Raw genomic sequence first — 24,513 nt, forward strand, 5'->3', positions numbered from 1 at the left:
ATAGATCGACAAATTCCTCTATTGCAAAAATATTTTTATAAAAAAAGGCCATCTCCAAAGTCAAAGACTTGAGAATGGCCTGTCCCGCCTTACAAAACCCTAAAAAACCCGTTGCCATTTGTCGGCACAATCGGCTCTCGATCATGCTGCAAGCCAGCTCCGTTACCGCGCAATGCTGCATCGATCAGCCATTGTGTGAAGCTTGCCACCTTCATCGACTGCATTTCTTCCATTGAATAGAATCCGGCACTATCCACTTCGACACCATCGGGTATAGGCTCTCCGCTTATATAATCCATTTCAAAAGCCACATACAAATTATGTACGGAAGCACGCGGCTGGTCACGCAGGGCAATAATTCCTTTAACGCTCGTTTGGACTCCACACTCCTCCAGTACCTCACGGATTACCGTTTCCTCAATAGGCTCCAGCTGCTCGATATAACCACCAGGATTAGTCCAATTCCCTTTGCCAGGCTCTTGCGCCCTGCGAACAAGCAGCACTTTATCGTCTTTTATAACAAGGGCTCCAACCCCGATACTGTAAGATCCCCAATGAACTGCGCTGCAGCTCGTACATGCACGACGTTCTACGCCATCTACAGTCCGCATTTCCATAGGCTGGCCGCATTCCACACAAAAATTAATCGCCATTCGATTCTTCCACCTCTCCAGATGCATCCAGTATGTATGCGCCAATTACGGCAGCTATTCGTTATCATAGCTTGTTTGCAGCTATCTTTCCAGACCCATTTTGCTTGTGAGCTGCTGTATATGTCTATCGAAAAAATAAAGCCGTTCAACGCTTTATTTTTTCTTGAGCGCAAGCATTTGATACACCTCTCTCGTGTCTCCTTTAAGTTGAATCTGTGCACTGCGCATTTGCGAAGAACCATCTCCATCGAGAAATACTCCATCCACAACCTGAGTGCGGCCAACCCATTCTATCGCCGCTGTGCGAAATTGTTCTACCGTACAAGGAGTTTCCGAAACTAGCAGCCATAGATTCTGGGACTTGTCATAAACGGCACCTGAACGAAGCCGTGCCTCTGCAAATGCGGGCATATCCTCTGCCAAAGCTTGCTGAACCCACTGATCATCTTGCTGCAAAGACATGCTGACTCCACCTTGTGCCCAATAATGTCCTTTGTCTGTTACACGAAGCTGCTCGGCATCAATTGCGACTTGTACGCTAAAGCTGCCCGTAATTTCATCCCATACCAAAGTGCCTTTCGGAACATCAATATTATACCATCCCGATCCATAGTCCCACTGCTGACCCACTAACGGTTGATCGTTAATAACGGCAATACTGAGTAAATCTCCATTCCAAAAAAAACCGCCATTGATCCCAAACTCATCGGTTAACGTTACATTGGACTGAATATGCTTCAACGCAATATTATTAGGCCGAGTGCGCAGCGCATGCAGCTTAATCCCGTTTTGTGTTGTTTTCTGATATGTATAAGTATCTGATCGCAGATCTGCTCCAGAGGGCTCCAGTGCTGTGAAAACGACAGCAATCAAATTCCCAAACAAAAAAGCCATGACCAGCAGCGGCAATCGGGCTCGGATGAATCGAATCATTCCGGCAGTCTCCTCTTTACGATTCCATTCCAGCATGGAACGAGCACCTCTTCTCATTAATGAAATGATTAAAACCCTCTGAATCTAGCAGATAGATCCTGCTAGTTTGTATGTCTATTGTAACTTTATGAAGCATAATATGAAATATGCTTGTCCGTGCGTGCAGTAAGCAGATACATAAAAACGCCTTGCGCATCATACGTACGCAAGACGTTTATCTGGGTCGTTCACACGCCGTATCACCACGGCGCTATCAGGCACTACATCATGAAAGACTGATGCTGAGAGGGAGTATTCCCATAATTGGGAAATGGAGCGCCGTATGGCTGCCGTCCTTGCAGTCTGCTTTGTACAAATTGGCTTTGTTCCTGCTGGGATTGTTGATGCTCCCTGATTTTCTTGTCAATTTCCTGGCGAAGCACCGGAGATGATGCTTTATACATATTGTGCTGTTTCATGTATCCGTACACTTTCGCCTGTGATTCCAGGGTACTGCTCAATAAGGAAGTAAGTGTTTGTCTGATAGCGCTGCAATTGGATTCCATCACAGCAGTTGTATACTCACGGCTTGTCCGTTTCAGCTCGCACAGAATGGTAAGCAGCATTTCTCTTTCCGGTAAAACGCCTGTATTCATGTTCATATTCAGGTCACCTCTTTCTAGTTAAAGTTTTGTGTAGGAGCCATTGGCAGATGCTGATGAAGAGTCTGCATCAGGATGTTATAATGTTGATTATGTGCATTGATAATGTCCATACAAAGCGAATGGGTAGCATGCTGTTGTGTGCTTGCTGCGAGTGTCGCACATTGTTTGATGATCAAATCCTCATTAGACATTGAATCCGTGACATATTCCAGCTCTTTGGTAGATATCGGTTCCATCATCATATATTCTCCTTTGAACGATAATTTATTACCGACAATATCATACCCTAACCCAATGATATTATTCAGACTGCATGCTTTTAAGATTTTTGTAAATATTAATTATTTATTACACAAATTGTAAATTTATTTGAACAAAAATTAGGCGAAAATTCATTTTCGTAGTATGATAGACACTAATAAAAGTAGAGCCTATGCACCCAGACTTTGGAAAACCAGACTTTAGTCCAGTCCAATACGGTACTCTGGTCTGTGTGCAAATTAGCTTGAAAACATTATGCTTACAAATAGCTTTAATGAACCGAAAAGGGGATTTTTAAATGAACGCAAACGAGACAACGGCGCTTCAAAAAATGTTGTTCTTCTATAAATTTATCCGAACCCCCAAAGCAATTGGAAGCGTTACTCCCAGCTCCCGGCATCTTGCCAACAAAATGGTATCGGCTGTGCAATGGAATGAAATTACGAGTGTAGCCGAGCTTGGGGCAGGAACAGGTGTCATTACGCAAGCAATTCAACGTTCGTTAAAGCAAGACACCAAGGTTATGCTATTTGAACGTGACTCCCATCTTCGGAACCAATTGGAGCAGCAGCATCCGGGCTTTACTACCCATTCCGACGCCAGAAGCATTCACAGCGTTGTACGTCAGCAAGGCCTTGAACATGTTGACTGTATTATCAGCGGGCTTCCTTTTGCAAACTTCCCGCAGCAGGTACGCAACGATTTGGTGGAGCAAATCGTTAATTCATTAAAACCGGATGGTCTCTTTATCGCCTTCCAATATACACTCCAGATGAAGAGACAGTTAAGCAAGCATTTTGACATTGAGGCCATACAATTCGTTATGCTCAATGTTCCACCTGCTTTTGTCTATGTATGCCGTAAAAAACAGTCAACTGGCACCAACCGTCACTAGCCTCATGATCATACGGCTTCCGCAATTTTTCAAAGCCTGTTTCACGACGAAATCATCGTCTTTCCTGATGGATATCTCTTTTTGCATCGTTTTATAGAATCGGTTACTATGGAATACAAAGCCTGCTGGCTTGTAACTGATTTGAAAGAAATGAGGTGTCACGGTTTGGAAGAGATTGTTATAGTCGGAGCAGGCCCTTGTGGATTGTCTGCAGCCCTGGAGCTGCAAAAACTGGGTTATGCGCCTTTGATAATCGAGAAATACAGTATTGCCCACTCTATTTACTTATACCCGACCTACATGCACTTTTTCAGCACCCCGGATTTACTAGAAATAGGCGGCATTCCATTTACAACCCCCAACGAAAAGCCATCGCGCCTCGAGGCGCTACATTATTATCGAAATGCAGCATTGCGCAGCAACGTCCGAATTCAGTCGTACCATGCTGTTCAATCGATTACGAAGACAGATGACGGCACCTTTGAGCTTCAGCTCAATGATCGATTCAATAACATTTCGATGATCAAAGCCCGTTATGTCATTGTGGCTACCGGATATTTTGATCATCCGAACATGCTTGGCATTCCTGGGGAGGAATCCGCCAAAGTCTCCCACTATTTTCATGAGGCCCACCCTTACAGTGGTACAAAGGTTGCGGTAATCGGTGGAAGCAACTCCGCTATCGATGCGGCCATGGATTTAATGCGAGCAGGTGCAGATGTCACCATTGTTTATAGGGGTGATAGCTTCTCTTCAAGCATTAAGCCTTGGGTTCTTCCTGTATTTGAAAGTATGATCAAAAAGGGCAGAATCAAAATGCTGTTCGGATCACAAATCATTCAGATCCATGATCAGACCATTCTTGTTCGGACAGGAGATAACGAGCAGCTTTTGGATAATGACTTTGTACTTGCATTAACCGGTTTTCGTCCTGACCGCGGACTGCTCGCATCCGCTGGCGTACAGATGGATCCGGCATCCACTGCTCCCATACATAACCCAGAAACCATGGAAACCCCAATTCCCGGCCTGTTCATTGCAGGTGTTGCCGCCTCAGGCAGCGATGCCAACGAAGTGTTTATTGAATCGGGACGACTTCATGGCGGTATGATAGCTCGCCGTATTGCCGAAAGCAGTTTGTAGGAAAATCTTACCCGTTATTTTTACATAATTTAGTACCAGAATGAATTTATTAAAGAGGTTGTATCTAAGACCAGAACAAAAAGAGCAATTTTCTGTGAATATCAGAAAACTGCTCTTTTTGTCATTTATTATTTGAATTTCAAATCCAGCACAATCCGTATTCAGATTGTGCTAGTTCTCTCTCCTACAACTTGGAGATTGGTGAATAAAAAGCGGAGCGACCGTGGTGTTCTGTAGAAGCGAAGCGTTCGTCTTTGTTCACGGATTTTCACCTGTTCATCCCATAAATGAAAAAATCCGTGAACAACAACGATCGGAAGAACATTACGGCCGCGCAGCAGCACGTATTCACCAATCTCACCCTTAAAAGATTAGGTTCTTTTCACGCTGTGTCAGCCTTCTCCCGGCAATATCAACGACAAGCTTGCCTTCGGCCAGACCCCATATGCGCGAGCCAAATTTCTCGGCCATTTCAACCTGATGCAGGCTGCAAAAAATAGTGACCTTATCCTTGTTACAAATGTCTTTCAGATCCTCCATAACACGCAAAGCCGCCTCCGGGTCCAATCCGGAAATAGGTTCATCTGCATAAATAACTCTTGCCCCGCGGATCAGAGCTTTGGCTATCGCTACACGCTGCTTCTCCCCGCCGCTCAGCTTTTCAACAGGATCATGTGCCTTATCCAGTAAACCAACCTTGTCCAAATAGTCCATCGCCGTCATATGATCATCACCGGATGTCGTCCCCGAAAGAATGCGCCACCATGCTTTGTGAAAGAACAAACCGCTAAGTACATTTTTCAAGGCAGATTTACGCGGATTCAAATCAGGCTTTTCCTCCAGAAAGGCCCAATCCTTGCGCAGCTTGAATTTTTCCAGCCCGTTCACTCCTGAAATATCTTTCCCTTGGTATATGTATTGACCTTCGTCCCAATTCAGCTTCAAGGATAAACAGCGAAACAGTGTTGTTTTGCCGCTGCCGCTGCTTCCAACTAAAGCAATAAGCTCACCCTCGTCCGCTTGAAAGCTTAGCTTGTCTAATATTTGGTGATCTGGTGGAAATGATTTAGATAAATTACGTACAATAATCATCCGATTCCTTCTCCCTTTCCTTGTGACCCGGCAATAATCTTTATTATATAACATCTTGCGTCAACAAAAAAACTTTAATTACTAAAAGGTGTTTCTATTCCTTGTTTTCATACATAAAAACTGCATTTCAGCACAAAATAAGGAAAACCGCGATTAAGAAAGGATGAGTTATTATGAACAGCTCAGGCACCAAGATCGGATTATTCCTGCTGGCAGCTGCATCTCTGCTCGGAACAGGTGCATGTGGAGCTAATAACGCACAGATGGAGCAGCAAGGCCAGTCAGGTCAATCCATAGCGCAAAACCTGAGTGTTCAAAAAGAATCATCCCCCACTCCCCACCTGCTGGCCGGAAAAGAGAACAAAGAACGCGTGAATACGCCGCTGACATTGGCCGATCTGCATCACAAATATCGCAGTACCTTTTTGTTCAATGGACCCAGAAGCTTGCGTCAGGCGGCGCTCACCTTCGATGATGTTCCGGATACAACATTTACCGCTCAAATTTTGGATATCCTCAATAAATATGGAGTGAAGGCGACATTTTTTGTTGTTGGCAATCGTGCCGAAGCGCATCCCGAAATGATCCGCCGTATCCAGGATGAAGGGCACATCATCGGCAGCCACAGCTACACGCACCCGAATTTATCCAAAACGAGCGACGCACAATTCCGGGATGAAATCCATCGAACAGAAGAAGTACTTGCCAGGATTACCGGCGCCAAGCCAAAGCTTTTTCGTCCGCCGTATGGCAACGTAACGGAATCGCAAATATTATGGCTGGCCAGTCAACAGTACCACATTATTAACTGGAATGTAGATTCACTGGACTGGAAGGGACTCAGCGCGGATCAGGTGGCAGATAATGTGCTAGGTCATGTTGTACCAGGAGCAGTGATCCTGCAGCATGGAGCTGGCGGCGAAGGTGAGAATTTGGCCGGAACTGTACAAGCACTTCCGAGAATTATCGAAAAGCTCCAGGAAGCCCATATGGAGTTGGTCACAATTCCTCAGCTGTTTCAAATCAATGACAGTGTCAAGGTAGATAATCCCATGCCACAGTAAACTTTTGTCCCACAAACTTGAAGGAGAGAAGCCTGTTAGCGGCCTCTCTCCTCTATATGTGCAGCTTACTTTATTTATCCTCCAATGGGTAAAAAATGATATCCACGGGAAACGCAGAGCCGGCTGCTGGTGTAAATTCGATATCGAGCGAAGGCTCTGTGCCGTCTGTGCGTGCCAATATGGTATAACCTTGATAATCCATCATAATGCCGGATGGCGGCGCTTGAACGATACTTCCGTTAATCTCGAAGGGGCCTCTAAATACGCCTCCCCGCGGCAGAAGCAGCAGCGCCATTTTGGGTGGATGATCCATATGAATTTTATAAACAACACCATAGTTGCCCAAATTCAGTGAATGCTCCTTCACGTAGGCATCGACCCCTGTCACGAATTGATCGGACGTACCGTCTCCAATTGCAAGTGAGGACGGCTTCTTTAGTCCGGTCAGATCGACGTTCCAGGACACATCAGAGCCATCGAACGTTCCCCGCACATTCCCTGTATAATCCAGCTGCTTGTACATACCGACAGATTCAATGCCAGCACCAGCGTCCATGGCAACGAACGAAAAATACACTTCTCCACTTGTTTCGACATCATACATCACGTTCATCCCTTGGTCGGGATAAAATTCCGGCATTTTTTTGTAATACATCGTTTGATAAGGTGCTACCGTAATCGATTCCGGCGAGCTGTCACTTTGCAAAAATTCGATTGAGGCCTCATTTCCGATCAGATTCGCATATATCGAGGGATGCACCTCGCCATGACGCGTAGTCTTGATCGTTACTGGCTTATCGGGACTTGGATTACGGACAATGATCGCGAACTGCACCTTTTCCTTCATGCCGTTTACATGATCCGCGTACAGCCTTGCTTTTCCATTCACCTTTTCCTGATACAAAAATCCCTTTTCCGTAAAGGTTTCCGGGCTATCGCTTACGATCAAGGGCCGGTCCTTTTCAAGCGTTGCGATATTAGGCAGCTGCGGGATTCCACGCAAGTAAGAACGAAGCGTCGCTTCCTCTTCCTTGACATACGTTCCGACTGGCTCGTGGTACACCTTATATTCAAATTCATCCAGATACGGCTCGTCCACAATTTCTACGTTATAGGAGAATGGCTCACTAACGGTACCCTTGCTATCCGTAACGGAGAGCGAAACCTTGAACAAACCCGGTTGAAAAATCGCTTCGGCTTTGCCTGTCCACTCGACGTTTTTAATAGTATCCCCATCCGGGTCGTAGCTCGTATTCGAATAAATAATCGGCTCACCCAAACGATACGATTTCTTGTTTACGGAAAATCTGGCTACCGGCTTTGTATTCGGCATCGTATCATTGAACAAGCTGCCAGCCTCAGCCCGTTTAATATACAACAGCTCTAATCGCTGAAGTTGTTCATTAACTGTCGCTTTGAATCCGATAAAACGATTTAACCAAGTTAATTCCACATACAGTCTGTCATTCAACATGAATGCAGCCTGCTCAAAATTTTCCGTCTTCCCATTAACACGCAGCTGCTTGGCAGCAAGCTGAAGCTGAATAAATGCTGCTGGCGTTGTTACCTGAACACTTCCAGAAGCAGCATCCCACTCCACAGGAATACCCAGCAATGATGGAAGAATCGCAGCAGGCATATAAGTGCGATTGTTGATCTGTACAACAGGTGCGTCCAAAGCAAGCTTGGTACCATTGAGGAAAGCTTCACTTTTGCCATAATACAACAGTATGGATCTACTTTCAGGGACCGGAGCCTCGGCTGCGGAAGCATAAGGAATCATAGAATTCGATAACAAACAGCTGAAGAATAGGATCAATGTGCCCATCACGGCGAACCACTTTTTGCATAGAGATGATCTCACTTGACGAACTCCTTTATGATAAAATGCTACTGCTTATCAGGCAGCGGATAAACAATAAAATCTACCGGCAGCTGATTGCTTTCCGAAGCCATCAACTCGATCTCGATCTTCTTCTCAGAAACTGTTGTACGATGAATCAGCAAGGCTTCATTAGAGGTTAATCCAGCTGCAGGCATCGAAATGACATTGCCATTGACGCGAACCGAGCCTTCAAAAAAACCACCACGTGGATATAAAGCGACTGCAGTTTTACCGTTAAATTCCAGACCAATCCGATAACGGACTCCGGCATTGCTTCCATAGGTCACTGCTTGCACAGAGTCGGCTCTCATTTCCTGAGTGACTCTACCCGGAATCGGTTCAATAGAACCGTCACCAATACTAAATGAAATCGGCTCCTTCAGCGATCTTGTATCTAACTGGAAGCTTACCTCGGAAACCGGAGATACGGTATACCGCACATCCTTGGATTGAACAGCTCGATAAGCTCCAAGCTGATAAGGCTGCTCACCGGGTGAAATCATTACATAAGATACATCGACAGCTCCATCTGTTTCCAGATCGTATATCCCTTGAAAGCCCTGTCCTGAGCTTAACTCCTGGCTCACCTTATACAACACGGCAGCACCTGGATTAACCGTAATACTGCTCGGCTCCGAATGATTCGTCAAAAAGCTTTCAACGGTTTTACTTCCGAGAAGGGGTGTATACACGGAGGCCTGAGACTCAGCCACAGCTGTTGTATGGACGGTGACCGGGCGTGTATCGCTTTGATTGCGAATCATAATGGCGAGCTGTGCGGCGCTGCTCATCCCATTGATATATTGGGTGTACAGACGGGCACGTCCATTCATATTTTCCTTGAATAAAAATCCTTTCTCAACAATTGGCTTTGTACTGCTCCCAAGAAGCAAACGCCGTTCCTCCGATGGTCTTGGCAGCACTGACATGATTGGGTTCTCCAAGGACTGTCTGGCGGCAATGGATGCTACTGACTCCTTGGATAATAAACTGCCTATCGGTTTAAAATAAAATGGATACGCTTGCTCACTAATATAAGGAACATCGAGCACCGTTATCGTCTGGGAGAAAGGATCGCTTTCATTTCCTTTACCATCCTTCACTTTAAGCGTTACTGTATAAGTGCCCGGTTTAAAAAACACTTCCTGCTTTCCGCTCCAGTCATAGCCTGGAAGTCCTTCCGAATCGGGATCATAGCTTAAATCTGTATAGGTCACAGGCTCACCTAATCGATAGGAAGCCTTCCCTAATGCGAATTTGGCAATTGGCTTTGAATTTGGCTGAGTATCATCCTTGTGAAGCGTTGATTCTTTATAAGCGGAAGCGGGCTCCCCAAGATCACTTATTTCTACACTTTGGGATGCAGAATCATAGCGATATGTCATATTCGTATAAGGAGCAAGCCAGGACAGCTTTACAAGCAGCCGCCCATTACGGATCTCGGCGACAGTCTCGAATGGAATCGGTTTGCCATTAATCTGTATCTGATTTAGTGACGGATTGAATTGGATGAATGCCTTTGAAGTCAACATCTGTGCAGTCTGCGTTTCATGATCCCAAAAAAGTTGAATCTTAAGTGCGTCTGCAACCCATTTGGCGGGTAAATAAAATTGTCCGTTAATAATTGCTGGCGGTTCATCCAGTTTAACCTTTTGAGTATTGACGATAGCTTCGGAATTTCCAGCAAACAATTGAAGTTGGATCGAGGATACGGAAACAGCATGAACCGGGGGAACGTTCATCATTCCAACTGCAAGGGCAGTACTCATTAGCAATGTTGCTTTTGCGGCAGCAACCATTCGAAACATGTGCGGTAACTCCTTTTTTGTGAATATTTGTTTTCGAACCATGATCTCCTATGCATAGTACCATGTTCGAATTGCAGCCGTCCAGTTGAAACGGCAAAAAACGCTGTGTTAAAATCGTGAACAAAACTGCTGTAACCGTTTTCTTCCAAAGCATGCGTGAACCGTTTCTCCTTGAATTATGATTAAAAACTGAGGCCGATTTTCCGATTTTTCCCTCGAAAATAAATGACTTTTATTTGCAGAAGCCCTTGCTTAACATTACACGTTATGTTATATTTAAATCAAGCAATATCAAGCTTTTCTTACAAATCCGGCACTCTAATTGTCGCTATGAATTTATATGTTTAGGCACAATCCAGCATCATAAATCAGCTTGTGAGGAGCGATGAACAATGACTTACGGACAACAAAATAATGGACAAGAACAGACGATTTCGGTAGAGCTTACTCTAAATGAAGCACTTGCCTTGACAGGTGTTCGCTTTCGTGAAAACCATCAGTTTGAAATTGAAGGCATGCACAAAATAAAAAAATCTTTAGAAAATCGATTAATCACGGAACCGAATCGCAAAGAAGTCCAATAAAACGTCTACTCTAACATTCATGGCCTCCTGAGCTCAGCATATTGAGCCCTGGAGGTTTTTTGTTTACAGCTAATTTGGTGGATTTGGGAATCAATGAGACGGATATTCAGAGCGGCAACGACCATGGTTCAATTGATTTAGGGAACGTATTCCGGCATTGTCCCGCTATTCCCCCCTTCATCCAGGTAACACATGGCGGAGAGCTTCTACATACGGAGGAATTTCGTGATCAAGCGATGACGCCTCAAGCGTTCGAAGGCATGCTGCTTGGCGCTAATGCGCTTGCCAACACAGCATACGATGTGATGATCGATCATGATTGAAAGGAGCTTCATTACACGATGACCAACCCACCAAATGCCTATAAGACCTATTCTGAAGTGAAGCTTCAACAGCAGCAATTGCTCCGTAAAAATGTTATTGATGCCGCATGTATCCTGCTTTTAGAGGAAGGCCCTGAGTCCGTGACGGTCCGCAGAGTTGCTCAAAAATTAAATTGTTCAACTAAAATCATTTACAATATTTTTGGCAATAAGGACGGTCTTGCCAATGAAATGTACATGGATGGATGTCGGCTATTGACACAATCTTTTCAACAAGTACCGGACACTGCCAATGTGCTTGATGATTTGAGCGCTATATGTTGGGCTTATTGGCAATTTGCACAGCTTCATACTGGTTATTACAAAATGATGTTTGGCGGGGCGTTATCTGATTTTAAGCCGGATGAACAAAGCATTGAAAGTACTGCAACTGCCCTCTACCGAATCAAACAAACCGTAATTCGCGCTATTGAGCAAGGTGTATTTGAAGAACATGATCCCCTACTTGTTGTCCAGATGCTTTGGTCTGCTTTACATGGAGTGATCCATCTTCAATTTGCCGGTCATTTTTCTACTTTAAACATAGCCCAAGAAATCTATGCATTCACACTGAATAATACGCTCCAAGCATTTAAGAAATCTTCACGACAATCATAAAATAGTGAGTACACTGAGGTCTGGGTACAGATGGCTTCAGTAATTCATGCCCACCAGAAACAATGTTTCTTAAATAAAACAAAGATTCCAAGGAGGTTCAATATTATGTTCAAATATTCAAATAAAACAGCACTCATCACAGGTGCATCATCAGGCATTGGTGAAGCCTTTGCCTATTCCCTGGCAGCCAAAAAATGCAATCTCATTTTGGTCGCTCGCAATCATTCAAAGCTAAAGGTGCTAGCTGAAAAGCTTACAGAAGCTTACAACGTTAAGACTACGGTAATCGCTATTGACTTATCTGCACCTGATGCTCCACAAGTTTTATTCCAAGAGGTTCAAAAGCAACAATTAAAGGTTGATTTTTTAATTAACAATGCAGGCTTTGCCACCTATGGATATTTTGAACAAGTTTCAGGAGTACGACAGCATGAGGAAGTGATGCTCAATGTCTCTGCTTTAGTCGATATTACGCATGCATTCATGCCCGATTTATTGCGCAATCAGGATGGTGTTTTAATTAATGTTTCTTCCACAGCCGCCTTTCAGCCCGATCCTTATATGGCCGTTTATGGAGCAACCAAAGCGTTTGTGCTCTCTTTTAGTGAAGCCCTTTGGGCCGAGAATCGTAAACGCGGGCTCAAGGTTCTAGCACTTTGTCCCGGTGCCACAGAAACCTCATTTTTTGATATCGTCGGTTCGGATGAAGCATCCGTTGGTTCTAGACAATCGCCCAGCACCGTTGTACACAACGCTCTGAAAGCACTGGAAAAAGGCCGCAGCCATATTATTTCCGGACGCCAAAATTATTGGGTAGCCCAGGTTTCCAGATTATTTTCTCGTCAGTTTACACTTGGAATTGTTGAACGAACTCTCCGACCACGCAATTAAACAGACCAAGAGCAAGTTTCTGTTCATACTTGACGATTCCCTCATGCCGGCGTATACTTCCTTTCATAACGTATCGACGATGATGAAGGGTAAGTAGCCGTTAGAGGCGGGATTCAGAGAGATGGTGTTTGGTGCGAACCATCCCCGGCCGACGTGTGAATGGACTTCGGAGTCGCTTGGCCGAACGTATTTGTTTGTAGGCAAAGCCGGGATTCCCTCTCCGTTACCATGAGGGCTGTATCGATAGTGTTCTTGATGAGCCTGTCCGTACTTGAGAGTGCATCTTCATACCGGAGATGAATAAAGGTGGTACCACGATAACTTCGTCCTTTGCGATGAGGTTTTTTTGCGTTTCATAAAAGGGGGTGATGGCCATGGAGGATGGCTGGTGTTGGCGTATCTCAGATCGTAAGGATGTATGTATAGGTTTGCTCGCAATCCCATTCATGCTTGCGGAGCCAGCTTTGCTTCGCAAAGCTCAGTTGATGCTTACGAAGCCAGCTTTGCTTCGCAAAGCTCAGTTGATGCTTACGAAGCCAGCTTTGCTTCGCAAAGCTCAGTTGATGCTTACGAAGCTAGCTTTGCTTCGCAAAGCTCTTAGGAGGAATTTCAATGCAAGAGAGAATTTTAACTGGAGATCGTATTACCGGCAAGCTGCACCTTGGTCATTACGTCGGGAGTTTGAAAAATCGGGTTGAATTGCAAAACAGCTATGAGTGCTTTGTCCTGTTAGCCGATGTTCAGGCATTGACCACACACTTCGATCATCCTGCAATAGTGCGCGATAATCTGCGTCATGTAGCTATGGACTATTTGGCGGCTGGCATAGACCCCAACCGTTCTACCTTATTTATTCAATCCATGATCCCGGAAATAGCCGAGCTGACTGTTTATTTTTCGATGTTTGTCACGGTCAACTCTCTACGTCATAATCCGACGATTAAGACAGAGGCGGCTGAACGGGGCTACAAGCAGTTGAATTACGGCTTTCTTGGCTATCCCGTCAGTCAGGCAGCAGACATAGCCATCTGCCGCGCAACGCTCATCCCTGTTGGCGAGGATCAGGTCCCCCACATCGAACAAACGAGAAAAATCATACGCCGTTTTCATGACCTCTATCGACCGGTATTTCCCGAGCCTCAAGCCTTGATCGGCGAAATTCCACGCTTAACCGGCCTTGATGGGGGCCGTAAAATGGGTAAAAGCTCCGGCAATGCCATTTCCCTGGATTCGAACCCACAGCAGGTCAAAGAGCTCATACAGAAGGCTGTAACCGATCCTGGGCGTATTCGCAAGAATGACCCGGGCCATCCTGACAGATGCCCGATCTATAGCTACCATCAAGCCTTTAATGCTCCGCAGGCAGATGATATCTACAACAATTGCACCCAAGGGACCATCGGCTGCTCCGAATGCAAGACAAGACTTACTGTCAAAATTAACGAGCTGCTGGAACCGATGAATGAGCGGCGTGAAGCCCTTAGCAAGTACCCTAAGCAAATTGACGAAATTTTGATAAGCGGTACCGAGCGTGCAAGAGAACTGGCCCGTGAAACAATGCTGGAAGTACGTGAAGCCATGGGAATCGCCTATTTCGCACAGCATACTGAAAACTAATTATATAACATTAAAAAGCGGTCATCATTTGATGGCCGCCTACATTCGTATCAATTCCCGCCGTAACGGAATTAGCTGTACATAAAAACAGATTTGGGCAGATGTATAAAATCATACAACTGCTTCGTTAAACCGCCCTTGCCGAACCGAAGCACACTGCTCTGGTCTTTCCCATGTTTTTGTTGAATATCTTTGAGGAAACTGATAATTTGACTGCGTCTTGACGTAATTTCACGATAACCCGTGCTGTAAAGCCACTGATCAATGGTATTATAAATACCACGATTAAGCCCAAAGGTTTGAAAGCAATAATTGACAAACTGAATGTCTGGCAAATGAAGGGCATCTGCCTCGCTTACTTCTATTTCCGTTTGGTCTTGGACTATCACATCATTCATAGTCATTCACCTCCTAAATCTAATAAGAAAAGCTTCTGATCGAAGCCTATTCGGTGAAGATACATTCGTGTCCAATAGGTTGCTTTTCTTACAATATCAGAATATTCAGCTCCGCTGAAAACTTATAAATTCTGATATTATAAAAAGAGACTTCTCCCTGCAATAAATGCAGCTTGAAGCCTCCCGATGTCAGGTAGACAAGACTGGTAGTTCGTTTAAAGTTTAAGTAACCGGTAATTCATTAACCGAATCAATCGCATTCGCATCTGTTCTTTCTTTACGCCATACCGTTTCGGAAATGAACGATTGCACTACACCCTGTAATCTCTCTTCAATTTCCTGAACAAACGTGAAGCTGTTGTCCTCGGCGCGGATAACCTGGGAATCCAATATAAATGCACCGTTCAAAATGTGATGTGCTCCCAATGCAGATAATACAGGCTTGAAAGCATGGTCGATAGCAAGCAGATGAGCAATCGTACCTCCAATTGCCAACGGAAGCACCACCTTACCTTCCAGACCTTTTTGCGGTATGAGGTCCAGAAAGCTTTTTAATACTCCTGTATAAGATGCTTTATATATCGGTGAAGCAACAACGACTGCATCGGCTTCGGCAACTATCCGATTGGCATTCGTGATCGCAGGACTGTCAAAGCGAGTATAAAATAAATCCTCAGGCGGCAGTTCCCTTACATTTACCCATTGAACCTCCAGCCCTTTCTCAAGAATTGCGTTGCTTACAAACTGAAGAACTCCGTCTAAACGTGATGTGGCAGAAGGACTACCAGAAATAATTGCAATACGTGCCATTGAGATCACTCCTTTTATATAAATCGTTTCATGCACAATAGTTACCTGGATGAATATTAATCAATGCTCCCCATTGTAATGCCTATCCATCGTCAATGAACAGGAATGAACAGTGAACTATAATTGCGATTAGCTATTTTTACGGATTTGCTGTCTGTTCACTCCGCTATGCTCTCGATCGCGAGCTCCAGCTTCGGCTTCAAAGCGTTTGCGCTCGGTTCTTTCTATCTGTACTATTCTACCATCATGAATCACGATTTGCACAGTCCCATATTCCAGACCATTTACGGAATTAAGTATTCTTTGTGTCCATATATCATCAACTTCCAACGGTTTTGCCATATCATAACCTCCACTCATATTAATAACATGTGCATAGTCGGAATTGAAGCGTAACTATTAAATAGTCCAATCATGCCAATCACTTTTTTGTTTTTCTATTGAAGTTAACCAGTTTTGGGTTGTCGACAGGAGCTGGGAATAGGATTGATTCGATGAATACGTATGATCTGCTTGAAAAATCACTTCTTTATCGCATTGTCCCTGAGATCTCATCCAGAACAGCTTTTGGTACAAGAAGCAATAATCAACCGGAATGACATCATCATTGGTACCATGCACCAGCAATACGTCCCCATTGAATTTCCTGGATTGTTCAAAAGGCTGATGTTTCGACAGCGATTCAAAAAATTGCGGCTCGAACGAATATCCCAAATAATCAGCTGCTCCGAATTGCACCGCATCCTCATATACCTTTTTACCTGTAATTTTAATAATATCATTAAAAGGATAGGCGACTGCAGACCATAGTACAAGTGACTTGATTCTCTTGTCTCTCGCTGCGGTTAAGACCGAAATTGCACCGCCCAAGCTATGTCCAAGCAGAATGACACGTGTCGGATCAACGCACCCGATTTGCAGTGCATAATCTATTACATGTCGGGTTTGTGCAATCATAGCGTCCACATCACTTGAACCGTAATTGCCTGTGCTCTCGCCGCATCCTGCATAATCAAAGCGAAGTACCATAAATCCTTGTTTACTGAATTCTCTGGCGGCCTTTAGAAATAATCGATCCACACCAATCCGATTGCCTACGAAACCGTGTGCGATGATGATTATCGGGTTTTTATCTCCTGTTGATGGAGGATAGTGCAGCGTAGCTGCTAATTCCGCTTGGTCACTGCTTATTGTAATATGATGCTCCATGGCTGCTCTCCCTTTCTGTGTTAAGCCCTAGATGTTTGGTAAACAAAGCTTGTGCTGGTTTCCTACTAGTATTCCACGTACATCTCATTTACCAAACGTCCAAGCCCGATTTATTTTAGATATGAACCGGCAACGGATCGGTTTTGAGTGCATTTTCTACCGTCAGATGCTCCTGCTCATGAAATAAATAAACGCGATGTATCAGCACTTGCACAGAATCGGAAGGTTTTAATGTTTCCAGCTCCAGGGAGCGATAAGCAAACAGAATTTGACCGTTAACCTCTACTTCAACCTGCCAATTCGTGCCGCGAAAATAAATATTGTTGACAATACCGGTTTCTGCCGCGGAAGGAATCGAGATCTCATTTGGAAAACCAATTTCCACAAATTCCGGTCGAATCGTAGCTTTTGCCTCACTGACTGCCACGTTATGAAAGCCTTTAAATCGATGAATATCACTCACCTGGTTCGATTCACCGATGAAACCTGCGACAAATGGAGTTTGCGGGTGCTGATAAATTTCTATCGGAGACCCCTTTTGTTCCAATCTGCCTTGGTTAATAATCATAATCTGATCGGCAACCTCAACAGCTTCTTCCTGGTCATGTGTAACAAAAATCGTCGTTATACCCAACCGATTGATCATACTTTTCAACCATGTCCGTAATTCCTTACGAACCTTGGCATCAATGGCGGCAAACGGCTCATCCAGCAGCAGCAGTTGCGGCTCAGGCGCAATGGCTCTGGCAAATGCTACTCGTTGACGCTGACCTCCAGATAGTTGATGAGGCAGTCGTTTTTCAAGACCCTTCAAGCCTGTAAGCTCAACCAACTCCGTGACGCGCTCCTTGATCTGCTGCTTGCTGCGTTTTTGTACCGTTAAACCAAATGCAATATTATCATATACACTCATATGCCGGAACAAAGCATAGTTTTGAAATACAAGGCCGATGCCGCGCTGCTGCGGAGGAATATCGTTGACTTTTTTGCCATGAAACAAGATTTCTCCCGAATCCGGATCTTCGAGTCCAGCTAGCATACGGAGAACCGTTGTTTTGCCACCGCCACTGGGTCCCAGCAAACCAATCAGCTTGCCTTTTTCGATTTCAAAACTGACATCCTTGGTGGCCTGAAAGCTGCCAAAGCTTTTCATCAAGTGTTTGGCTACAATATGCATGCTTCCCTACTCCCCTTCTATCTGCTTAGTTCCATTAAATTTCCATTCGATGACGCTTTTAACTGCAAGCGTCACTACCGCCAGCATCAGCAGCAAAGAGGCCATCGCAAAAGAGCCTGCAGAATTGTATTCGTTGTAGAGAATCTGGATATGCAGCGGCATCGTATTCGTAGCCCCACGAATATGACCGGATACGACAGAAACCGCTCCGAATTCACCCATCGCCCTCGCATTACACAAAATAATTCCGTACAGCAGTCCCCATTTGATGTTGGGCAATGTCACCTTCCAAAAAATGCGCCAGCCCTTGGCGCCGAGCGTTACCGCCGCTTCTTCCTCTTGAACTCCCTGAGCCTGCATGATCGGGAGCAGCTCACGGGCGATAAAAGGAAAAGTCACAAACACAGTAGCAAGAACTATTCCCGGTAGCGCAAATAGAATTTTAATGTCATGATCATCGAGCCACGGACCAAACCAGCCCTTCGCGCCAAATAATAGTACAAAGATAAGACCCGAAATGACTGGAGATACGGCAAACGGCAGATCAATCAAAGTAATAAGCAGGTTTTTACCTTTAAAATTAAATTTAGTGATTGCCCATGCTGCGGACAAGCCAAACAGTAAATTTAGAGGCACCGCAACTGCAGCAGTCATTAAAGTCAAACGAATTGCTGATGCCGCATCCGGTTCCGTCAATGCCTTGAAATATACTTCAGCACCTTTACGAAACGCTTCAACGAACACTGAAATTAACGGCAATACGAGTAAAAATCCCAAAAACAGCAAAGCGATACTAATTAAAACCCATTTTACGACCGCCGGTTCAGTAATATGTCTGGGTCTGTCCAGAGTAACCGAACCTGCTTTTGCGGTTGCCACATATCCGGCCATGGTGTTTCCTCCTGCTTCTAAGTTACATTAAAGCGGTTAGCCCGCCATTGGATGAAGTTAATGACCAGCAACAAAAAGAACGATATCACCAGCATGACTAGTGCAATGGCTGTAGCACCTGCATAATCATATTGCTCAAGCTTGGTCATGATCAGAAGCGGAGCAATTTCTGTCTTCATCGGCATGTTGCCCGAGATAAATACGACAGAGCCATATTCACCGACAGCACGGGCAAAGGCTAATGTAAATCCGGTTAGCGCGGCTGGCAGCAGCTCTGGAAAGATGACCTTAATAAAGGTTTTCCATCGATGAGCGCCTAGGCTAACCGCAGCTTCCTCGGTTTCTTTTTGCAATTCTTCAATTACTGGCTGCAAGGTTCGAACCACAAACGGGATACCGATAAATGTCAAAGCGATCATAATACCAATCGGCGTATAAGCCACCTTGAATCCAAGCGGTTCCAGAATGCTACCGATCCAGCCGTTCTTCGAATAAATCGTCGTCAGCGCTATCCCGGCTACTGCTGTTGGCAGTGCAAACGGCAGGTCCACCAATGCATCGACAAAGCGTTTACCTGGAAACGAGTATCTGACCAGCACCCAGGCAACGATAAATCCAAAAATCGTATTGATAACCGCAGCCCCAAATGCAGTCCCAAAGCTGATTTTGTAGGAAGCGACCACTCTGGCATCACTAATGGTTTGCCAAAACTGCATCCAGGTGAGACCCGAGGTTTTGATAAAAATCGCTGACAAAGGGAATAAAACAATCAGACTTAAATAGAGTACGGTAAATCCCATTGATAGCCCGAATCCGGGCAGTACACTTCGTTCTTTCCATTTACTTGCCATGGATTCCTCTCCTCTGACTTAAGAGTTTTGCTTTAGCAAAACTTTCTTCGTAAGCATCAACTTAGTTTTCCTTGGAAAACTCCACATCGTAAGCGTCAACTTCGTTTTGCTATAGCAAAACTTTCTTCGTAAGCATTAACTTGGTTTTCCTTGGAAAACTTCACATCGTAAGCATCCCACATATACGGTACCTCTGCAGATTACCGCACATGTGGAATGAATGATTGTCGTTTATGACTTATGGTTTGTAGATTTGGTCAAATGTGCCTTTATCTGCGAAGTGCGTTGCCTGGGTCTTGGTCCAGCCGCCAAATGGCTCATCATCGATTGTGAACAGCTTTACCTTCGTAAACTGATTCTCATATTTCTTGGCTACGGACTCCAAGCGAGGGCGGTAGTAGTTTTTAGCTGCAATATTTTGACCTTCTTCTGTGTACAGGTATTCCAGATACGCTTGGGACACTTCACGAGTACCTCTTTTGTCGACAACTTTATCTACAACCGCTACTGGCGGCTCTGCCAATACACTCAGCGATGGTGTAATAATTTCATATTTGTCTTTACCAAATTCATTGATAGAAAGGTAAGCTTCGTTCTCCCATGCCAGCAACACATCACCAATGCCGCGTTGTACAAACGTATTTGTGGCATCACGAGCACCTGAATCCAACACTGGCACATTCTTGAAAAGAGCTTGAACAAATTCCTTCGTTTTGGCTTCATCTTTATTAAACTTTTGGTATGCATAGCCCCAGGCTGCTATATAGTTCCAGCGTGCGCCCCCGGACGTTTTGGGGTTAGGAGTAATGACTTCAACACCTGGCTTGATGAGATCGTCCCAATCCTTGATCCCTTTCGGATTTCCCTTTTTCACGAGGAATACAATGGTTGAGGTATATGGTGTGCTGTTTTGCTGCAGCTTTTTTTGCCAATCCTTTTGAATCAAGCCCGCTCCTTGAATTTCATCAATATCATAAGCGAGCGCCAATGTCACAACATCAGCTGCCAATCCATCGATAACCGAACGTCCTTGCTTGCCTGAGCCACCGTGTGAAGCTTTTACTGTTACTTTTTGGCCTGTTTTCTTTTCCCAGTAAGCGGAAAATGCTTTATTATATTCTGTGTAAAGCTCACGTGTAGGATCGTAGGATACATTTAAAATTTCAACGGGTGGTTTCGGTGTTGGCGCCGGTGTCACTGCAGCCGCTTTGTTGTCACCTGCTGGCGCTGGAGCTGCCGGCGTGGTTGGAGCTGCTGCTCCGCAAGCAGTCAGTCCTAATAAAGACAGCGAAATGGCACTGATTAACGTAAGCTTACCCCAATGTTTGTTCATAAATTAATCTCTCCCCTTAAGTATCAATATATCTTATAAATAAGCTAGACAGGATAGTAAAACCAGCCGCTATGTAGAATGTCTATTATGATATGCGCCGGTTTGCTTCGAAATTATTACTATATAGCTCCGGTTGTCCGGTAGACGATACATAATTCCGATGTGTTTACTATGTTTTATATTCAGTATATTAGCATCGTCAGACATTGGTGTCAATGCGTTTTTGGAAATTTTTTTAAGATCGCAGCACCACTTTTGCACAAATAAAAACCGCTTCTCTGCTGTATATGCACGGCGCGAGAAACGGTTTCTTATGGATAATCGATATCGATTCAATATGATGACTCAAGATCTCTCAATTCTCACTGGATACGGCATTTTCCAAATTGGCTAAATCAGCTACCAGCTTGGTTTTCGAAAAATGCTCTCCAATGAATACAGCTACGCTTGGAACCTCTTCCTTCGGCGTAATTTTGATGAAATCCATCTCCCGATATGCATATTGAAACAAAAACGGGCTTGATGTATCGGAGAAACGCAAAATGCCTTTGGCCCGATAAATCTCAGCCGGCAGCTTGCTTACCAGGTTTTCGAATTGTTCACTATCAATTGGACGTTGAAAATAATGCGTATATACCATTACATGATCGTGAGAATGATGATGCGAGTACCCCTCATATTCATGAGCCTGGTCGTTACTATGTGAATGTGCAGCATGACCGCAGCTCTCATCGTGTTGATTATCGTCATGGGAGGGATTGCTGCAAGAAGTATGATGATCATGCTCGATAGGTGCTCCTGAAGTCGGGGCTGCCATCTTCTCGTCAGTGCCATCCAAACGATCAAACATCCCCAAATCAACCTGACAGCGGATCGTTGCCGTCATGGGAGCTGTCGGATTCCATTCACGAATAGCCTGCTCCAGCGTGAGAAGGTCGGTCGTGCTGATTAAATCCGTTTTATTCAAAATAAGCTCGGAAGCGCAGCGAATCTGATCCTGCATCAGCTTATAGGTTTTGCCATGCCCTTTACTGTGCCGCTCAAGAAGCTGCGCTGCATCAACTACCGTAATGAGCGATTTCAGCTCCATCTCAGTCAACAACGAGGCATCCGTAACTCCATCCAGGATTTCAATAGGATTAGCCGCGCCAGTACATTCAACGAAAATAACATCGGGAGTATGGTCCCTGATCAACTCTCTCAGCTCCATACCGAGATCTCCGCGTATCGTGCAGCAAATACAGCCACTCAGCATTTCTGTCATTGGCACCTCGTCATCCACGAGCATACCGTCCAAATTCACATCACCAAGCTCATTCATCAACACAGCCGGCTTCTTCCCGCTCAGCCTGTAATAGTCCAAAGCTTGCGTTAATAACGTTGTTTTCCCGCTTCCTAAAAAACCGGAAAGTATATGTACAGGTACTGTTTTTATCATGATTAGTCTCCTTAAAGTTTTCGTAGAAAACTTACTTCGTATGCATCTACTTTATTTTCGTAGAAAACTTACTTCGTAAGCATCCACTTTGTTTTCGTAGAAAATTGACTTCGTAAGCTGATGCATCTTCTTTCGCTGGCAGTATGTTAGAATTGTAGCTTCCTTTTTCGAAAAAGTCAATTATTTGTAATTATTACTATTATAATAAAATTAAAATTTATCTGTACTCTTTTTTTCTATTTACATTCGAGTTAAGCTGTGATATTTTAATTTCTACGAATATAGAAATAACAATCAAAAAAAGGGTGCGATCACATTGATGGAAGAACATGCAGACCTACGGCAAGCAGTTAAAGTATACAAAGCGCTTGGCGAGCCAACCCGACTCAAAATCGCTATGCTGCTTACTGATGAAAAGAATCTGTGCTGCTCCGACATTGGAAGCAAGCTGGAATCTGTCGCTGGCTCCACGCTGTCTCATCATCTGAAGCAATTAACCGAATGCGGCTTACTGGACCTTCGCAAGGACGGAACCTATATCTTCTATAGTGTGAATCGCGAAATGGCGCACAAATATGCCCCGTATTTGCTTGAATAATTTTTTTGCTTGTTATTTCTATATATCTAGAAATATAAAATTATTGTAAACGTGAGAGGAGCCATTTGGGTCATGTCGAATACATGGAAAATTTACATGCTGGCTATTGTCAGCTTTTTGGTTGGAACGTCGGAGTTTATTATTGCAGGCATTCTGGATAAAGTGGCAGCAGACAGTGGAGTATCAGTAGCTGCTGCCGGCCAGCTTATTACCGTATTTTCTCTGGCGTATGCGTTTGGCACACCTTTTCTGATGGCCGTTACTGCCCGCGTTGAGCGACGTAAGCTGCTGCTATATTCACTGGCGGTATTCGTTATTGGCAATGGAATCGCCGTCGCCATACCCGGATTTGATTTTCTGATTGGATCACGTATTATTTTGGCGCTGAGCACGGGAGTATTTGTCGTTACCGCATTGACTGTTGCAGCCAAATTGGCACCTCCTGAGAAGCAGGGCAGCGCAATAGCCACGCTCGTTATGGGTTTTAGCACCTCGCTGATTATCGGTGTTCCGTTAGGCAGAGTTGTCGCATCGGTCTATAATTGGAAAATGATCTTTGGGGGGATTGGGGTACTCGGTTTGCTAGCCATACTCATTATTGCTTATGTCATTCCACGAACAGATGGCGAGGCACCTGTACCTCTGCGCAAACAACTGGCATTGCTTAAAGAGCCACGAATTGCCGTCGCGTTGTCCATTACGTTCTTCTGGATTTCGGGCTACGCCATTGCCTATACGTACATTTCTCCATTTCTGCTTACCATAACAGGAATGAGCGAGCAGGGTGTAAGCGCAGGATTGTTCGCATTTGGGATCGCAAGCCTGATCGGTTCCAAGTTTGGAGGCTTCAGTACGGATAAATGGGGGGTTCCCCGTACCTTGATCAGTGGGATGACACTTCATACCGTGGCACTTATCCTATTATCATTAGCCGCTCATTCCCCCGCTATTGTCTTCCCTCTGCTCATGTTATGGTCGTTCGCAGCATGGTCCTCCGGTCCTACGCAGCAGTACCATTTGATCAGTCTTGCTCCGGAAGCATCAGGGATTATGCTGAGCTTAAACAGCTCGGTGCTGCAGCTCGCAATGGCAGCAGGCGCAGGAATCGGGGGCGTCATCGTGGAAAAAGCATCACTTTCGTCGATAAGCTGGATCGGAGCCGCGGGTGTTGCTGTAGCTGCCGGCACCGCTGTTGCTTCTCTTGGGCTTTCCCGTTCACACTCAAGACGGAAAGCTCTGCAGCAAAGTCTGCTTAAAGCAGAAGCTCAAAAGCTCGCGTAAACACTTTGCCCCTTAGAACCAGTATGCGTTAGTATAGAAGCAGGCATATCCATTCAGCTTGTCGAATAAGCTTGGTA

General features: G+C 44.8%; 27 protein-coding genes and 1 other annotated feature. Of the genes, 11 read left to right on the top strand and 16 right to left on the bottom strand.

The window, feature by feature from the left end; genetic code table 11:
- Positions 1–89: 89 nt before the first annotated feature.
- The 4 genes from LRL21_RS25555 to LRL21_RS25570 form a co-directional block, all read right to left on the bottom strand.
- Positions 90–653 (bottom strand): NUDIX hydrolase, encoded by a 564-nt coding sequence (locus LRL21_RS25555; RefSeq protein WP_240418605.1) that lies wholly within the window; start codon positions 651–653, stop codon positions 90–92.
- A gap of 153 nt (positions 654–806) precedes the next feature.
- A complete protein-coding gene (locus LRL21_RS25560; protein WP_240418606.1) occupies positions 807–1,622 on the bottom strand; it encodes a hypothetical protein in 816 nt (271 codons plus the stop codon).
- Positions 1,623–1,846: 224 nt separating this feature from the next.
- The gene (locus tag LRL21_RS25565) at positions 1,847–2,221 is read right to left on the bottom strand and encodes a spore coat protein (RefSeq protein ID WP_240418607.1); all 375 of its coding nucleotides are present in this window, start codon (positions 2,219–2,221) and stop codon (positions 1,847–1,849) included.
- Positions 2,222–2,244: 23 nt separating this feature from the next.
- The gene (locus LRL21_RS25570) at positions 2,245–2,472 is read right to left on the bottom strand and encodes a hypothetical protein (RefSeq protein WP_338044675.1); all 228 of its coding nucleotides are present in this window, start codon (positions 2,470–2,472) and stop codon (positions 2,245–2,247) included.
- 317 nt (positions 2,473–2,789) lie between these two features.
- On the opposite strand from LRL21_RS25570, the gene LRL21_RS25575 reads away from it, so the two are divergent.
- Together LRL21_RS25575 and LRL21_RS25580 are read left to right on the top strand one after the other, a co-directional pair.
- Complete coding sequence (locus tag LRL21_RS25575; protein WP_240418608.1) at positions 2,790–3,386, top strand: class I SAM-dependent methyltransferase; 597 nt, start codon at positions 2,790–2,792, stop codon at positions 3,384–3,386.
- Between the two features lie 165 nt (positions 3,387–3,551).
- The gene (locus LRL21_RS25580) at positions 3,552–4,529 is read left to right on the top strand and encodes a YpdA family putative bacillithiol disulfide reductase (RefSeq protein WP_240418609.1); all 978 of its coding nucleotides are present in this window, start codon (positions 3,552–3,554) and stop codon (positions 4,527–4,529) included.
- Between the two features lie 363 nt (positions 4,530–4,892).
- Here the strand turns inward: LRL21_RS25580 and LRL21_RS25585 are convergent, their stop codons facing one another.
- Entirely contained in the window at positions 4,893–5,621 is a 729-nt protein-coding gene (locus LRL21_RS25585) for a phosphonate ABC transporter ATP-binding protein (protein WP_240418610.1), read from the bottom strand.
- Between the two features lie 173 nt (positions 5,622–5,794).
- Between LRL21_RS25585 and LRL21_RS25590 the strand changes: the two genes are divergently transcribed.
- Positions 5,795–6,685 carry a polysaccharide deacetylase family protein gene (locus LRL21_RS25590; RefSeq protein ID WP_240418611.1) on the top strand — a complete coding sequence of 297 codons (891 nt, stop codon included), beginning with the start codon at positions 5,795–5,797 and terminating at the stop codon, positions 6,683–6,685.
- 70 nt (positions 6,686–6,755) lie between these two features.
- Here LRL21_RS25590 and LRL21_RS25595 read toward each other — a convergent pair whose 3' ends face one another.
- Positions 6,756–8,549 carry a copper amine oxidase N-terminal domain-containing protein gene (locus LRL21_RS25595; protein WP_240418612.1) on the bottom strand — a complete coding sequence of 598 codons (1,794 nt, stop codon included), beginning with the start codon at positions 8,547–8,549 and terminating at the stop codon, positions 6,756–6,758.
- Between the two features lie 26 nt (positions 8,550–8,575).
- A complete protein-coding gene (locus LRL21_RS25600; RefSeq protein WP_240418613.1) occupies positions 8,576–10,378 on the bottom strand; it encodes a stalk domain-containing protein in 1,803 nt (600 codons plus the stop codon).
- Positions 10,379–10,770: 392 nt separating this feature from the next.
- On the opposite strand from LRL21_RS25600, the gene LRL21_RS25605 reads away from it, so the two are divergent.
- The 6 genes from LRL21_RS25605 (at position 10,771) to trpS (ending at position 14,450) form a co-directional block, all read left to right on the top strand.
- Positions 10,771–10,962, top strand: a complete 192-nt coding sequence (locus LRL21_RS25605) for a hypothetical protein (protein WP_076228635.1) — start codon at positions 10,771–10,773, stop codon at positions 10,960–10,962.
- Positions 10,963–11,021: 59 nt separating this feature from the next.
- Entirely contained in the window at positions 11,022–11,285 is a 264-nt protein-coding gene (locus LRL21_RS25610; RefSeq protein ID WP_240418614.1) for a zinc-binding metallopeptidase family protein, read from the top strand.
- Positions 11,286–11,303: 18 nt separating this feature from the next.
- Positions 11,304–11,942: a TetR/AcrR family transcriptional regulator gene (locus tag LRL21_RS25615; RefSeq protein WP_240418615.1), complete on the top strand. Its 639-nt coding sequence runs from the start codon at positions 11,304–11,306 to the stop codon at positions 11,940–11,942.
- 105 nt (positions 11,943–12,047) lie between these two features.
- Positions 12,048–12,833: an SDR family NAD(P)-dependent oxidoreductase gene (locus tag LRL21_RS25620; RefSeq protein WP_240418616.1), complete on the top strand. Its 786-nt coding sequence runs from the start codon at positions 12,048–12,050 to the stop codon at positions 12,831–12,833.
- A 70-nt stretch (positions 12,834–12,903) separates the two neighbouring features.
- Positions 12,904–13,167 (top strand) — a binding site (T-box leader).
- An 84-nt stretch (positions 13,168–13,251) separates the two neighbouring features.
- Positions 13,252–13,434: a hypothetical protein gene (locus tag LRL21_RS25625; protein WP_240418617.1), complete on the top strand. Its 183-nt coding sequence runs from the start codon at positions 13,252–13,254 to the stop codon at positions 13,432–13,434.
- A gap of 11 nt (positions 13,435–13,445) precedes the next feature.
- The gene (gene trpS, locus LRL21_RS25630; protein WP_240418618.1) at positions 13,446–14,450 is read left to right on the top strand and encodes a tryptophan--tRNA ligase; all 1,005 of its coding nucleotides are present in this window, start codon (positions 13,446–13,448) and stop codon (positions 14,448–14,450) included.
- 71 nt (positions 14,451–14,521) lie between these two features.
- Here the strand turns inward: trpS and LRL21_RS25635 are convergent, their stop codons facing one another.
- The 9 genes from LRL21_RS25635 to LRL21_RS25675 form a co-directional block, all read right to left on the bottom strand.
- Positions 14,522–14,848, bottom strand: coding sequence for an RNA-binding protein (locus tag LRL21_RS25635; protein WP_240418619.1), 327 nt, complete (start codon positions 14,846–14,848; stop codon positions 14,522–14,524).
- Between the two features lie 222 nt (positions 14,849–15,070).
- Positions 15,071–15,658 carry an NADPH-dependent FMN reductase gene (ssuE, locus tag LRL21_RS25640; protein ID WP_240418620.1) on the bottom strand — a complete coding sequence of 196 codons (588 nt, stop codon included), beginning with the start codon at positions 15,656–15,658 and terminating at the stop codon, positions 15,071–15,073.
- 129 nt (positions 15,659–15,787) lie between these two features.
- Complete coding sequence (locus LRL21_RS25645; protein WP_240418621.1) at positions 15,788–16,000, bottom strand: YezD family protein; 213 nt, start codon at positions 15,998–16,000, stop codon at positions 15,788–15,790.
- Between the two features lie 57 nt (positions 16,001–16,057).
- Positions 16,058–16,867, bottom strand: a complete 810-nt coding sequence (locus LRL21_RS25650; protein ID WP_240418622.1) for an alpha/beta hydrolase family protein — start codon at positions 16,865–16,867, stop codon at positions 16,058–16,060.
- Positions 16,868–16,982: 115 nt separating this feature from the next.
- Positions 16,983–18,044, bottom strand: a complete 1,062-nt coding sequence (locus tag LRL21_RS25655; RefSeq protein WP_240418623.1) for an ABC transporter ATP-binding protein — start codon at positions 18,042–18,044, stop codon at positions 16,983–16,985.
- A gap of 6 nt (positions 18,045–18,050) precedes the next feature.
- Positions 18,051–18,935: a sulfate ABC transporter permease subunit CysW gene (gene cysW / locus LRL21_RS25660; protein WP_240418624.1), complete on the bottom strand. Its 885-nt coding sequence runs from the start codon at positions 18,933–18,935 to the stop codon at positions 18,051–18,053.
- Positions 18,936–18,952: 17 nt separating this feature from the next.
- Positions 18,953–19,786, bottom strand: a complete 834-nt coding sequence (cysT, locus tag LRL21_RS25665) for a sulfate ABC transporter permease subunit CysT (protein ID WP_240418625.1) — start codon at positions 19,784–19,786, stop codon at positions 18,953–18,955.
- 238 nt (positions 19,787–20,024) lie between these two features.
- A complete protein-coding gene (locus tag LRL21_RS25670) occupies positions 20,025–21,119 on the bottom strand; it encodes a sulfate ABC transporter substrate-binding protein (protein ID WP_240418626.1) in 1,095 nt (364 codons plus the stop codon).
- A 355-nt stretch (positions 21,120–21,474) separates the two neighbouring features.
- A complete protein-coding gene (locus LRL21_RS25675) occupies positions 21,475–22,557 on the bottom strand; it encodes a CobW family GTP-binding protein (protein WP_240418627.1) in 1,083 nt (360 codons plus the stop codon).
- 319 nt (positions 22,558–22,876) lie between these two features.
- Between LRL21_RS25675 and LRL21_RS25680 the strand changes: the two genes are divergently transcribed.
- Together LRL21_RS25680 and LRL21_RS25685 are read left to right on the top strand one after the other, a co-directional pair.
- Positions 22,877–23,155, top strand: a complete 279-nt coding sequence (locus LRL21_RS25680; RefSeq protein ID WP_240418628.1) for an ArsR/SmtB family transcription factor — start codon at positions 22,877–22,879, stop codon at positions 23,153–23,155.
- A gap of 72 nt (positions 23,156–23,227) precedes the next feature.
- Positions 23,228–24,436: an MFS transporter gene (locus tag LRL21_RS25685; protein WP_240418629.1), complete on the top strand. Its 1,209-nt coding sequence runs from the start codon at positions 23,228–23,230 to the stop codon at positions 24,434–24,436.
- Positions 24,437–24,513 lie beyond the last annotated feature (77 nt).

Source organism: Paenibacillus periandrae (assembly GCF_022458865.1).
Taxonomy (GTDB): Bacteria; Bacillota; Bacilli; order Paenibacillales; family NBRC-103111; genus Paenibacillus_S; species Paenibacillus_S periandrae.

Bases quoted from the DNA above. Each gene is read 5' to 3' on its own strand.
- trpS (WP_240418618.1), top strand. From the start codon at position 13,446: ATGCAAGAGAGAATTTTAACTGGAGATCGTATTACCGGCAAGCTGCAC.
- LRL21_RS25555 (WP_240418605.1), bottom strand. From the start codon at position 653: ATGGCGATTAATTTTTGTGTGGAATGCGGCCAGCCTATGGAAATGCGG.
- LRL21_RS25655 (WP_240418623.1), bottom strand. From the start codon at position 18,044: ATGCATATTGTAGCCAAACACTTGATGAAAAGCTTTGGCAGCTTTCAG.
- LRL21_RS25615 (WP_240418615.1), top strand. From the start codon at position 11,304: ATGACCAACCCACCAAATGCCTATAAGACCTATTCTGAAGTGAAGCTT.
- LRL21_RS25635 (WP_240418619.1), bottom strand. From the start codon at position 14,848: ATGAATGATGTGATAGTCCAAGACCAAACGGAAATAGAAGTAAGCGAG.
- LRL21_RS25560 (WP_240418606.1), bottom strand. From the start codon at position 1,622: ATGCTGGAATGGAATCGTAAAGAGGAGACTGCCGGAATGATTCGATTC.
- LRL21_RS25675 (WP_240418627.1), bottom strand. From the start codon at position 22,557: ATGATAAAAACAGTACCTGTACATATACTTTCCGGTTTTTTAGGAAGC.
- LRL21_RS25645 (WP_240418621.1), bottom strand. From the start codon at position 16,000: ATGGCAAAACCGTTGGAAGTTGATGATATATGGACACAAAGAATACTT.
- LRL21_RS25575 (WP_240418608.1), top strand. From the start codon at position 2,790: ATGAACGCAAACGAGACAACGGCGCTTCAAAAAATGTTGTTCTTCTAT.
- LRL21_RS25565 (WP_240418607.1), bottom strand. From the start codon at position 2,221: ATGAATACAGGCGTTTTACCGGAAAGAGAAATGCTGCTTACCATTCTG.
- cysT (WP_240418625.1), bottom strand. From the start codon at position 19,786: ATGGCAAGTAAATGGAAAGAACGAAGTGTACTGCCCGGATTCGGGCTA.
- LRL21_RS25650 (WP_240418622.1), bottom strand. From the start codon at position 16,867: ATGGAGCATCATATTACAATAAGCAGTGACCAAGCGGAATTAGCAGCT.
- LRL21_RS25605 (WP_076228635.1), top strand. From the start codon at position 10,771: ATGACTTACGGACAACAAAATAATGGACAAGAACAGACGATTTCGGTA.
- LRL21_RS25680 (WP_240418628.1), top strand. From the start codon at position 22,877: ATGGAAGAACATGCAGACCTACGGCAAGCAGTTAAAGTATACAAAGCG.
- LRL21_RS25590 (WP_240418611.1), top strand. From the start codon at position 5,795: ATGAACAGCTCAGGCACCAAGATCGGATTATTCCTGCTGGCAGCTGCA.
- LRL21_RS25685 (WP_240418629.1), top strand. From the start codon at position 23,228: ATGTCGAATACATGGAAAATTTACATGCTGGCTATTGTCAGCTTTTTG.
- LRL21_RS25570 (WP_338044675.1), bottom strand. From the start codon at position 2,472: ATGATGATGGAACCGATATCTACCAAAGAGCTGGAATATGTCACGGAT.
- LRL21_RS25585 (WP_240418610.1), bottom strand. From the start codon at position 5,621: ATGATTATTGTACGTAATTTATCTAAATCATTTCCACCAGATCACCAA.
- LRL21_RS25625 (WP_240418617.1), top strand. From the start codon at position 13,252: ATGTATAGGTTTGCTCGCAATCCCATTCATGCTTGCGGAGCCAGCTTT.
- LRL21_RS25670 (WP_240418626.1), bottom strand. From the start codon at position 21,119: ATGAACAAACATTGGGGTAAGCTTACGTTAATCAGTGCCATTTCGCTG.
- LRL21_RS25600 (WP_240418613.1), bottom strand. From the start codon at position 10,378: ATGTTTCGAATGGTTGCTGCCGCAAAAGCAACATTGCTAATGAGTACT.
- ssuE (WP_240418620.1), bottom strand. From the start codon at position 15,658: ATGGCACGTATTGCAATTATTTCTGGTAGTCCTTCTGCCACATCACGT.
- LRL21_RS25620 (WP_240418616.1), top strand. From the start codon at position 12,048: ATGTTCAAATATTCAAATAAAACAGCACTCATCACAGGTGCATCATCA.
- cysW (WP_240418624.1), bottom strand. From the start codon at position 18,935: ATGGCCGGATATGTGGCAACCGCAAAAGCAGGTTCGGTTACTCTGGAC.